6 protein-coding genes and 3 pseudogenes are annotated in these 12,654 nt (G+C 39.0%); 5 read left to right on the top strand and 4 right to left on the bottom strand.

Going from position 1 to position 12,654, the window contains the following annotated elements; all coding sequences use genetic code 11:
- Positions 1-332: 332 nt before the first annotated feature.
- The 5 genes and pseudogenes from AFK68_RS46860 to AFK68_RS28905 all read left to right on the top strand — a co-directional run.
- A pseudogene (locus AFK68_RS46860) lies at positions 333-569 on the top strand (beta-eliminating lyase-related protein); the annotation flags it as partial.
- Positions 570-583: 14 nt separating this feature from the next.
- Positions 584-1,585, top strand: coding sequence for a low specificity L-threonine aldolase (locus AFK68_RS28920; protein ID WP_094677250.1), 1,002 nt, complete (start codon positions 584-586; stop codon positions 1,583-1,585).
- Between the two features lie 679 nt (positions 1,586-2,264).
- Positions 2,265-2,801 carry a cyclic nucleotide-binding domain-containing protein gene (locus AFK68_RS28915; protein WP_094677248.1) on the top strand — a complete coding sequence of 179 codons (537 nt, stop codon included), beginning with the start codon at positions 2,265-2,267 and terminating at the stop codon, positions 2,799-2,801.
- A gap of 333 nt (positions 2,802-3,134) precedes the next feature.
- Entirely contained in the window at positions 3,135-4,259 is a 1,125-nt protein-coding gene (gene ribD / locus AFK68_RS28910) for a bifunctional diaminohydroxyphosphoribosylaminopyrimidine deaminase/5-amino-6-(5-phosphoribosylamino)uracil reductase RibD (protein WP_094677246.1), read from the top strand.
- Between the two features lie 1,052 nt (positions 4,260-5,311).
- Positions 5,312-8,773 carry an AAA-like domain-containing protein gene (locus AFK68_RS28905; protein ID WP_094677244.1) on the top strand — a complete coding sequence of 1,154 codons (3,462 nt, stop codon included), beginning with the start codon at positions 5,312-5,314 and terminating at the stop codon, positions 8,771-8,773.
- Positions 8,774-9,355: 582 nt separating this feature from the next.
- Here the strand turns inward: AFK68_RS28905 and AFK68_RS46855 are convergent.
- The 4 genes and pseudogenes from AFK68_RS46855 to AFK68_RS46840 form a co-directional block, all read right to left on the bottom strand.
- Positions 9,356-11,335 (bottom strand): annotated as a pseudogene (locus AFK68_RS46855) (Ig-like domain-containing protein); the annotation flags it as partial.
- A gap of 1 nt (position 11,336) precedes the next feature.
- Positions 11,337-11,728, bottom strand: a pseudogene (locus tag AFK68_RS46850) (Ig-like domain-containing protein); the annotation flags it as partial.
- 1 nt (position 11,729) lies between these two features.
- The coding region (locus tag AFK68_RS46845; RefSeq protein WP_371357609.1) for an Ig-like domain-containing protein at positions 11,730-12,280 on the bottom strand (551 nt) is incomplete at its 3' end.
- Positions 12,281-12,296: 16 nt separating this feature from the next.
- Positions 12,297-12,654 (bottom strand): Ig-like domain-containing protein (locus tag AFK68_RS46840; RefSeq protein WP_210407665.1); only part of this gene is annotated, 358 nt, incomplete at both ends.

Raw genomic sequence — 12,654 nt, 5'->3', positions numbered from 1 at the left:
GGGCAAATGGCTATTTAGCTAACGCACAACGCGCGTTAACGCTACGCGACATGTTTGCGGAGCATTCCGTCAGGAAAACGCCCCTACAAAAATCATGTATTAAGATTTTATAGACTCGAAACTTTGATGACACAGTAATTTCAGGAAATTATTTCATATCTTAAGTTTGAAACTAGAAACTATTTGTGACATCTTGAAAGTGAATTGATATAACTTCATTATATTTGGACTTGGTGTTCAGTAGGAAAAACTGTCCTACTAAAAAATACAAAGATGGTGGAAGTGTTCCATACTGGTAGAGTGTTTTAGATAAATTTAAAAATATAGGAATTATGAATTTTTGTAGTGATAATGTGACTGAGGTGTGCCCAGAAATTATGGCTGCTCTGATCGCTGCTAATGAAGGAGATATGATGCCTTATGGTGCAGATAAATACACTCAACGGTTAGAAGCTAAATTTTCATCAATTTTTGAAACTCTTGTGACAGTTTTCCCTGTTGTTACGGGTTCTGCTGCTAATGCTCTGGCTTTATCGGCGATCGCTCCAGGTTATGGAGCTATTTATTGTNGTGCCCAGAAATTATGGCTGCTCTGATCGCTGCTAATGAAGGAGATATGATGCCTTATGGTGCAGATAAATACACTCAACGGTTAGAAGCTAAATTTTCATCAATTTTTGAAACTCTTGTGACAGTTTTCCCTGTTGTTACGGGTTCTGCTGCTAATGCTCTGGCTTTATCGGCGATCGCTCCAGGTTATGGAGCTATTTATTGTCATGCTGAATCTCATATTAATGTGGATGAATGTGGTGCTCCAGAATTTTATACAGGTGGTGCGAAGTTGGTGACACTCAATGGTAAAGATGCTCAAATTCATCCTTCTGAGTTGAGTAAAACACTAGAAAAGGCGGGTGCAGGTGTAGTACATCATGTTCAACCTGCTGCGGTTAGTATTACCCAAGCGACGGAAGCGGGAACAGTATATTTGCCTGAAGAGATATGTGAAATTGCTAAAATAATTCATGCTCATAATTTATATCTGCATATGGATGGGGCGCGTTTTGCTAATGCTGTTGCTAGCTTAGACTGTGCGCCAGCAGATATAACTTGGCGAGCGGGGGTAGATGTGCTTTGTTTGGGTGCAACTAAAAATGGAGCAATGGCAGCAGAGGCGGTAATCTTTTTTAATCAAGATTTGGCAAAAACATTTGCTTATCGTCGCAAACGTAGTGGTCATTTATTCTCGAAGATGCGATATTTGTCTGCTCAGTTGGAGGCTTATATTACTGATAATTTATGGCTAAAAAATGCTAGTAATGCTAACGAGATGGCAACTAAGTTAGCCCAAGGTTTGGTAGAGTTGCCTTTGGTAAGGTTGTGTCATCCTGTGGAAGCGAATGAAATTTTTGTAGAAATTCCTGAGTCTGTGGTTAATGGTTTGAGAGCTGATGGTTTTCAGTTTTATGTTTGGCAGGAGGAGGCTTTGCCAATAATTCGACTTGTAACTAATTTTAATACGAGTGATGAAGATGTTGATGCTTTTTTGAAAAGTGTTAAACGTCATTCTGTAGAAAATATGGAGTAGGGAGTAGGGAGTAGGGAGTAGAGAGTAGAGAGTAGGGAGTAGGGGGAAATAATTGATTTTATTTTTTGGCGTTGCTGAAACATGGTATGAAATTCCTAAATAGGGGTGTAAGTCAGACCTATTATTTTCCCTCTTTAAGGCGCGGAAAAAGCTCCTTTCTAGCTCCTGACTCGTGACTCGTGACTCCTGTAAAATCATACCTTTATCCAGCAACGCCTATTTTTTATTATTCGAGATGTCTAATAAAAATCTGGTAGACACCTCCAGAAAAGAGGGAGTCGGGAGCAGGGAGACTTACTCCTAACCNCTCGTGACTCGTGACTCCTGTAAAATCATACCTTTATCCAGCAACGCCTATTTTTTATTATTCGAGATGTCTAATAAAAATCTGGTAGACACCTCCAGAAAAGAGGGAGTCGGGAGCAGGGAGACTTACTCCTAACCTTTCCTGGGAGGGGAAAGGATTGATATTTTCTGTGGGATAATTGATTTTATTTTTTATTATTCGAGATGTCTAATAGATATCTAGTGAATCAAGATATAAACTTTTTGCGCATAGTAGGTAACAGGGAAAATATTTTTAGCCAGTGAAATAGAAACTAGAAACTTTGTCAGGTTTAGTGTCTCATATCCACTAAAATATAAGTTAAGTTACTATATATTTTTAAGCAAATATAATATGAGCAAAGTTCTAGCTATTTTAGGGGAATTAAGCGATCGTGACATTGATTGGATGATTGCTAATGGTAGTAAAGAAAAAATTACTGCTAATACTATATTAATTAATGAAGGCCAACCAATTGATGCTCTTTATATTGTGTTGGATGGGACAATGAAAGCTTATCTATCTGCGGTTGGGGATAAAGAAATAGGAATTATCGCTGCTGGTGAGGTTTTGGGAGAAATGTCTTTTGTGGATGGTCGTTTACCATCTGCTACTGTAAAAGCTATAGAGGATAGTTTAGTTCTATCAATTTCTAAACAGAAGTTAAATGAAAAATTAGAGCAGGATGTATTATTTTCTCTCAGATTTTATCGAGCAGTTACTAAGTTTTTATCGACTAGATTACGCGGTACTGTTACACGTTTTAGCAAGCATTCAGAGGTGGTATATCCAGACAGTCTGGAGAATCAGAATATTGAGACAGGAGTAGAAAATAGTGCTTTAGCTAGGTCTAGATATGAAACATTAATGGTCCGTCTTAAGGGTAGTTAATATTATGGCTGGATGAACAGTTATAAATAATTAGGTTAAAATTTAGAATTCAGAATTTAGAAGAAAATAGCAATTAAGGGGTAGGGGAAAATAATTGATGATTTCTGCGCGATAATTGATTTTATTTTTTATTATTGGATATGTTTCATTAATTGATAATTGATAATGGATAATTGATAATTACCTAGCCGTTAAAACCTTACGGGAATTGAAGATAAGGAAATTCAAGAGCACTTTTTTTTCCCTATCCAAGGGTAGGCTTTAAACCAGAATTATTTAATTATTAATAATTAATAATTCGGTAATGTTTAACTTGAAACTAAAAATCTAAAGATGTTGGAATTTGATGAGAGTGAAAATCAAGATAAGTTCGATCGCTTAATGATGGGTCATTGTCTAGAACTTGCCCGACGTGGTTTGGGAAAGACGGCCCCTAATCCTTTGGTGGGTTGTGCGATTACTCAAAATGGCCAAATTCTGGGTGAGGGGTTTCATCCTGGTGCTGGTCGTCCTCATGCAGAAGTTTTTGCTCTCAGAGAGGCGGGGGAAAAGGCGAGAGGTGCTACTGCCTATGTTAATTTAGAACCATGTAATCATTATGGAAGGACGCCTCCTTGTACGGAAGCTTTAATTGGAGCAGGTGTAGCAAGGGTGGTTATTGGCATGATCGATCCTAATCCTCTGGTTGCAAGTGGTGGTGTGGCAAGGTTGCGGGATGCTGGTATTGAAGTAGTGGTGGGAGTATTAGAGGCGGAATGTCGGGAACTGAATGAAGCTTTTATTCACCGAATGCTTTACCATCGTCCTTTCGGAATTTTGAAGTATGCGATGACTCTTGATGGGAAAATTGCTACTACTACAGGTCATAGTGCATGGGTGACTTCTCAGTCAGCACGGAGTGAAGTGCATAAGTTACGGGTTGCTTGTGATGCTGTGATTATTGGGGGTAATACGGTTCGGCGAGATAATCCATTTTTGACGAGTCGTAGGGATCGAGATGATAATCCTTTGCGGGTGGTTATGAGTCGTAGTTTAGATTTGCCTACAGAGGCTAATTTGTGGGATGTTAGTGAGGCTGAAACTTTAGTATTTACGGAAGTAGGTTCTAATCAAGAATTTCAGGAGTATTTGAGGCAAAAAGGGGTGGAGGTGGTGGAAACTTCTACTTTAACTCCAGGGGTGGTAATGGGTAATTTGTACGATCGCGGATTTCTTTCTGTTCTTTGGGAATGTGGGGGAACTTTAGCTGCTCAGGCGATCGCTGATGGTGCGGTGCAAAAAATCTGGGCTTTTATTGCTCCGAAAATTATTGGTGGGGAAATGGGAACTTCACCTGTAGGGGATTTAGGATTAACTAAAATGACGGAGGCTTTTGAGTTAGAAAATGTTAGTATGCGTACTGTTGGTTGTGATTATTTATTAGAAGGTTATTTGCAGCAGAAAAAGGAGAAAGTTTGAGTTCTTTTCAGAGATTTATATTAGCTTTGTATGGCAAAAATTTGATTTTTTTAGAATCAGCTAATATCATCTTCGGTTTAACACTTATCATTTAATATCATTTCCGTTGGTATCGTTTGTGTAAAAGTTAGGGAAATATCTACCTTATCCAAGATTTTTCCTTCTCTTACTACTTCTCTCCTAGATAACTAAAGCCTTCTCTATACAATACTGATGCTACCGGACATGATATAGCAATCCTAAATAGGTCGTGATAAATTAAAAAGTAGATAAAAAACTTGAAACTCCAGCCAGTTAAGTGTTCCCTCCATACCTAAAAAGCAGTAAGATTTTTGCCACAAATAAAATAGAGATATTCAACTAAATTAAAAAGAGAATATTACCGAATGATTAATAGTTATAGCAATCCTAAATAGGTTGCGGGTAATTAAAAAGTAGATAAAAAACCTGAAACTATAGCCTGTTCCCTGTTCCCTATTCCCTAAAAGCGTTAAGGTTTTTATACACAAATAAAATAGGACTGCTATAATAATTAATTGTTAATTACTGAACAAGATTTCAAGTATTTTTTTGACAAGTATTAGTCGGTTAGTAATTATTTTTCCTGCTTTTAACCTCTCCTGTAGGGACGTTGCATGCAACGTCCCTACCTACTTTCCACTAAGTAGGGCTGGCTGATTAAATTTTATAGCGCTACGCGCTAGGGAATAGGGAATAGGGAATAGGGAATAGTAGACTAATAAAGGGTTTTAGGATTGATAAATGTCAAGAGCCTTAATGCGTAGCACTATAAAGCATTGACAGGTAAAGGTTTTAGCCATTTTAGGTCTTGAAAAAGTACAAGGTTTTTGCTCCTTAAAGCTCAAAAAGTTAGGATTTTGGGTTGACTCATGGCTGAAAAATCAAGGGATAATTCTTCCTCCTGCCTCCTCTAAATTCCTTGCTCCTCCTGTCTCCTGTCTCCTACCCCTTTTTCAGCAAACCCTAAGTATACCATTACTTTTGGAAATTGCTATAAATGCTGACAATTATAGAGATAAAAAAAGAGAAAAATGTATTCCTATCAAGTAGGTGGTAGTCTGGCAAATAATCACCCTACCTATATCAAAAGAAAAGCCGATATTCAACTTTATCGAGCGCTGAAAAAAGGAGAATTTTGTTATGTTTTAAACAGTAGACAAATGGGAAAATCTTCTCTGCTAGTCAGAACTATAAATCAACTTAAACAAGAGGAATTTTGCTGTAGTAGTATTGATATGACTCTGATTGGTGGTCAAAATATTACTCCGATTCAATGGTATAAAGGAATAGTGGCTGAATTGTGGCGGAGCTACAAATTATCCAAAACAATCAAGTTAAAATCTTGGTGGCATGACCTTGGTGATATTTCTGGTTTACAGGGTCTAAATTATTGTATAGAATTACTTCTCAAAGAAAAATTTCCCCAACAAAATATTGTCATATTTATCGATGAAATTGATAGTATTCTTAGTCTAGATTTTGCCGTAGATGATTTTTTTGCTCTGATTCGTTATTATTATAATCAACGTGCAATAGACCCAGAATATAACCGTCTCACATTTGCAATTTTTGGAGTAGCTACACCCTCAGATTTAATTGCAGATAAAAAACGCACACCATTTAATATTGGCAAATCCATAGAAATATCAGGTTTTAAACTGGCAGAAATACAGCCTTTCTTGGAAGGAATTAAAACTTATACAGATAACCCAGAAGCGGTATTAAGAGAAATATTATCCTGGACAAATGGGCAACCATTCCTCACCCAAAAAATTTGCTATTTAATCCAAATAACAGCATTATCAAATCCAAACAAACAAATTATAATTACCCCTGGCATGGAAAAATATTGGGTAGAATCATTGGTGAAATCCCAAATTATTGATAACTGGGAATATCAAGACGAACCAGAACATTTGAGAACAATTAGAGACCGGATTCTTCGGAACGAACAACGGGCAGGTAGATTACTAGGAATTTATCAACAAATCTTAGAAAATCTTCAAGTTTCCACAGATGATACTAGAGAAGAAATCGAACTAATTTTATCAGGGATAGTCATCAAAAACCATGATTTTCTAATAGTAAAAAACCGAATTTATCAAGAAGTATTTAATCTTGAGTGGGTAAAAAAACAATTAAATAAACTACGTCCTTATGGAGAAAATTTCCATCTGTGGATTAGTTCTAAACAAACGGATAATTCTCGGTTATTGCGGGGAAAAGCGTTAAAAGAAGCTCAAAAATGGAGCAAAGGTAAAAGTTTAAGTGATTTAGATTATCAATTTTTGAATATCAGTGAAGAAATAGATAGATTAGAAGTACAACAGACATTAGAAGCAGCACGACTCAAAGAAGTAGAAGCTAAATTAGTAGTTGAACAGAAAAATGCTAAATTGCAACAATTAATATTAGGCGTTGTCAGTTGTGCTTTGGTTGTTGCTACAAGCACAGGAATAGTTGCCTTATGGCAATATCGACAGGCGAGAATTAGTGAAATTAGGGCATTAGCAGCCTCTTCTCACGGTTTGTTAGCTTCCCATCAACAGTTAGATGCGATGATAGCAGCTATTAAAGCTAAACGCCGAATGGAGTCTTTGGGGGCAGTGGATGACAAAACTACAGAGCAAGTAGAAACAGCTTTAACTAGAGCAGTTTATGGAATTAATGAATTTAATCGCCTCATCGGTCATCAAGCCACTGTTTTGAGTGTTGATATCAGTTCAGATGGCAAATTAATTGCTACTGCTAGTGGAGACAAAACTGTGAAAATTTGGCACTCTAACAGCAGACTACTCAAAACCATCCAACATTCAGCAACAGTATATCGCGTTGCTTTTAGCTCAGATAATAAGTTCCTGGTTTCAGGAAGTTTAGATGGCACAGTTAAGTTGTGGAGTATTGATGGCAAACTGTTGCGGAATATTCAGGCACATAATTCCCCCGTCTGGGGAGTTGCTTTTAGCCCCAATAGTGAAATGATTGCTTCAGGTAGTGGCGATCGGACTGTTAAACTTTGGAGAGTAGATGGTACTTTGTTGACAACTTTAACAGTAGATAAACAAGTGGTTACGAGTGTAGCGTTTGATGCTCAAGGTGAAATTGTTGCTTCAGCAGGAGTTGATGGTTTAGTGAAACTCTGGAGTATTAATGGCAAGTTGCTGAAAATTCTCAAAGGACATCAAGCACCAGTTTGGAATGTGGCATTTTGTGAGAAAACAAATTTGCTAGTGTCAGTGAGTTCAGACAAAACGGCTAAACTGTGGCAGGTAGATGGAACTCTAGTGAGAACTTTCCAGGGAGACGATGTAATCATTGGAGTTGATTGTAATAAGAATGGTGAATACATTGCCACCAGTGGTAATGATAATGCCATTAAAATTTGGCACTCAGATGGAACTTTGCTCAGAACTTTAAGAGAACACAATGCAGTAGTTCGGGGTGTAGCTTTGAGCAGTGATGGTCTGATAGCAGTTTCAGCTAGTGATGATGGTACTGTTAAGTTATGGCGAAAAAACAAAAATTTGTTGAAACCTCTTTACGGACATAAGGATACAGTATGGGATGTAGCAACAAGTTCAAATGGAAAATTAATTGCTTCTGTGGGCGGTCGAAAACTCCTGCTGTGGCAACAAGATGGTAAATTTTTGCAAAAAATTAACGATTCAGACCAAGTAATTTCCTCTGTAGCTTTTGCTCCAGATTCACAGAGCATTGCTATGGTTAGTAATAATAAAGTTGAGCTTTGGGATATAGGGGATATTAAGACTGCCCAAGCACAACCTATGCGAGTATTGGCTGGACATCAAGCTATAATTTCCGCGATCGCCATTAGTCCTAATGGCCAAACCATTGCCTCCGCAGGAGATGACAAAACAATTAAGGTGTGGAATATTGAGGGTCAACTGCTCCATAGTTTTGTTGCTCATAATGAGAAAATTTGGAAATTAGCATTTACCCCAGATAGTCAAACTATTGTCTCCGCAAGTCAAGATGAAACAGTGAAATTATGGAAAACAGACAGCACACTTTTAACTAGCCTCCATCAAGGGGGTGGAATTTGGGGAGTTGCAATCAACCCTCAAGGAAATCTGATTGCCTCTGCCAGTCGGGATGATACTTTGAAACTCTGGAAATTAGATGGTACTCTGGTGAAAACAATTAACGGTCAGAGCAGGGGATTAACAAGAGTCGCATTTAGTCCTGATGATCAAACTATTGCTACAGGAGGTGTTGATAATACGGTGAAGTTGTGGAATCTAGACGGGGAGTTACTGCAAAATTTACCTGGCCATGAGGGATCAGTTGTGAGTGTTGCTTTTACTGCTGATGGCAAATTTTTGGTATCTGGTAGCGATGACCGTGCAGTAATTTTATGGGATTTAGAGGAAATTCGTACCCTGAAAAAACTTGAGTATGCTTGTAATTGGGTGAGGGATTATTTGCGGATTAATATTGAGGTAAGTGAGGAGGATAGAAAGCTGTGTGGATAATTAATAATGGATAATAGATAATTGATAGGGTTTGCTGATTAATTCTGAAAAACTTACACAGTAATCATTTACAGTGATTTTCAGGTCAATGAACCACATAAAAAAATGATAACCTTGTAGGGACGTTGCATGCAACGTCCCTACTGTGGTCTATCCTGTTCCCTGTTCCCTGTTTCCTGTTCCCTACCTTTGCTATACAATACCGATGCTACCGGACATGATATAACAGACTTTTTCAGCAAGCCCTAATTATACNGATAATAGATAATTGATAGGGTTTGCTGATTAATTCTGAAAAACTTACACAGTAATCATTTACAGTGATTTTCAGGTCAATGAACCACATAAAAAAATGATAACCTTGTAGGGACGTTGCATGCAACGTCCCTACTGTGGTCTATCCTGTTCCCTGTTCCCTGTTTCCTGTTCCCTACCTTTGCTATACAATACCGATGCTACCGGACATGATATAAAAGACTTTTTCAGCAAGCCCTAATTATACGAATAGGAACACAATAAATATTATTGTGTTCCTATTTCTAGGATGATACTCGATCTAGTGGTTATCAGATGAGAGAATGATTAGATATTAGTTAACTGAGTTATGATTTGTTCTTCGCTAATAACAATATTTTCTAGGGTAGCCAAAAGTTGATTATCCAAGAATATTTGAGTATTGTTGTCAACGTTTTGAATAGTTAACTGTTGTGGGTCTAAAACTAACCCATCATCTAAAACTACCAAATCTTCATTAATATTGAAGTCGGCAATGAGGTCTGCTCCTTGATCTAGGTTTAGGACGAAGCGATCGCTACCACTACCACCAATTAATGTATCGTTACCTTCCCCACCATCTAGCATATCGTCACCATCATCACCAAAGAGAAGATCATCATCAGCATTACCAAATATGGTGTCATTTCCTTCATCTCCGCAAATGGTGTCATTACCATCATCTCCAAAGAGAACATCGTCTCCAGCTCGACCATATAGGTTGTCATCACCTTTACCACCTCGTGCCGTATCATTACCAGTACCACTAATAATAGTATCTGCAGCATGGTTACCACTGAGGAAGTCATCTCCTGCACCACCATCAATTAAATCTTGACCTGATAGATCAAGCTCAATTAGATTCGCGTCACCACCAAAAATTGTGTCATTTCCTTCCTGTCCTAATATAGTATCGTTACCTTCTTCTCCAAACATTGAATCATTATCCTTACCTCCATACATGAAGTCATCATCGTCACCTCCATACAGAGTATCGTTACCACGACTAGCTGCTAGGACATCATTACCCAAACCTCCATAAACGGTATCTGCTCCAATAGCTGCTTCTGAAGAATTCGATACGGGATCGGCAATAATAAAATCATCGCCGTCTTCGCCCATAAGCATATCGTCACCTTCTCCTCCGAACATAGTATCGCTTTCTTTTCCACCACGAATGGTATCAGAACCTAGATCGCCTTTCAGTAAGTCATTACCACGGTTGCCATTAATTGAGTCGTTACCACTACCGCCGACAATGGTATCACTACCAAATACGTCTTTATCGGTACCACCTGTAGTACCACCCCAAAGAATATCATCACCATCTTCACCTAAGATAATATCATTGCCTATATCACCCCAGATTGTATCTTCTCCTTTACCTCCACGAATACTATCATCTTCCTTACCTCCAAAGATGATATCATTGTCTTCTTTGCCATTCACAAAGTCTTGACCACGGTCGGCAAAAATTGAGTCATCACCTTCACCGCCAAACAAGATATCAGGACCATCAATACCTTCTATAGTATCGTTACCACCTAAAGCATCAACAGCTTCATTGAATCCATTACTGGAGATAAAGTCATTACCTTCAGTACCAAATTGTACCTGTTCAGACTCACCTGAATTGAGAACAATAGATGGCATAGCAGGTAAATTTACAAGTTCTATAGTTGGAGCAGGGGGACATGAAAGGTCAATATCTACGGGTGGTTGTGTTGGGTCTGGAGTCGGAGTCGGAGTTGGAACATTGTTGACTGTGACTGTTATCTTGGCTTGATTTGAGAATCCTCCATCGTTGTCTTGCACTATATAGCGGATAGATGTGTTGCCGACAAAATCTGCTTCTGGAGTAAAGGTTACGTTGCCACTATCGTCTACTTGGTAGGTTCCTTCTCCTGCTATTGTTCGTGTTGTTTCCTTTTCTTTTGAATTTGGGTTTAGATCTACTGTTGTCAGGTCTAGTTCCCCATCGCGATCGCTGTCGTTATTGGTGATATTGAAGGTTACTGGGGTTCCTTGATTGGTTTCAGCACTGTCATCTAATGCTTCTGGCCGTATATTTTCGGGAATTGGAACGTTATTAACTGTGACTGTAATATTGGCTTCATTGGAAGTTGCCCCTTCGTTGTCTTCTACTGTGTAGCTTATTGGTGTTGTTGTACCTACAAAACCATCTTCTGGAGTGAAGGTAATATTTCCTTCATTATCTACTGTGTAAGTTCCTTCATTATTTACTGTGCGTGTTGTTTGTCGTCCGTCTGTATCTGGGTCTAGGTCTACNACTGTGTAAGTTCCTTCATTATTTACTGTGCGTGTTGTTTGTCGTCCGTCTGTATCTGGGTCTAGGTCTACTGTGCTGGGGTCTATTGTCCCGTCACTATCACTGTCGTTGTTGGTGATGTTGAATGTTAATGGAGTTCCTTCGTCTGTTTCTACACTATCATTTACTGCTACTGGGGGTTCGTTGACGTTGTTGACTGTGACTGTAATATTGGCTTCATTGGAAGTTGCCCCTTCGTTGTCTTCTACTGTGTAGCTTATTGGTGTTGTTGTACCTACAAAACCTGCTACTGGGGTGAAGGTGATATTTCCTTCATTATCTACTGTGTAAGTTCCTTCATTATTTACTGTGCGTGTTGTTTGTCGTCCGTCTGTATCTGGGTCTAGGTCTACNATATTTGCTTGATTTGATGTTGCCTCTTCGTTATCTTCTACTGTGTAGGTTATTGGTGTTGTTGTGCCTACAAAACCTGTTTCTGGAGTGAAGGTGATGTTTCCTTCATTATCTACTGTGTAGGTTCCTTCTCCGTCTACTGTGCGTGTTGTTTGTCGTCCGTCTGCTGGGTCTAGGTCTACTGTGCTGGGGTCTATTGTCCCGTCACTATCACTGTCGTTGTTGGTGATGTTGAATGTTACTGCTGTGTCAGGTGGGGTAACGATGCTATCATCTACTGCTACTGGGGGTTCGTTGACGTTGTTGACTGTGACTGTAATATTGGCTTCATTGGAAACTGTGCCTTCGTTGTCTTCTACTGTGTAGCTTATTGGTGTTGTTGTACCTACAAAACCTGCTACTGGGGTGAAGGTAATGTTTCCTTCCTCATCTACTGTGTAGGTTCCTTCTCCGTCTACTGTTCGTGTTGTTTGTCGTCCCTCTGTATCTGGGTCTAGGTCTACTGTGCTTGGGTCTATTGTGCTGTCACTGCCACTGTCATTTTCGGTGATATTGAATGTGACTGGNTGTTTTCGTTTGTTTCTGCTGTGTCATCGTTGGCTGCTGGATCATTTATCCTCACACTAATATTGGCTTGATTTGATGTTGCCCCTTCGTTATCTTCTACTGTGTAGGTTATTGGTGTTGTTGTGCCTACAAAACCTGTTTCTGGAGTGAAGGTAACGTTGCCACTCTCATCTACTGTGTAAGTTCCTTCTCCTTCTACTGTGCGTGTTGTTTCTGTTTCTTCTGGTGTACTTGGGTCTAGGTCTACTGTGCTGGGGTCTATTGTCCCGTCACTATCACTGTCGTTGTTGGTGATGTTGAATGTTACTGCTGTGTCAGGGGGGGTGACAATGCTATCATCTACTGCTACTGGCGGTTC

Source organism: Hydrocoleum sp. CS-953, from assembly GCF_002260545.1.
Lineage (GTDB): Bacteria > Cyanobacteriota > Cyanobacteriia > Cyanobacteriales > Microcoleaceae > Trichodesmium.
This window is presented reverse-complemented; position numbering and strand designations above follow the sequence as displayed.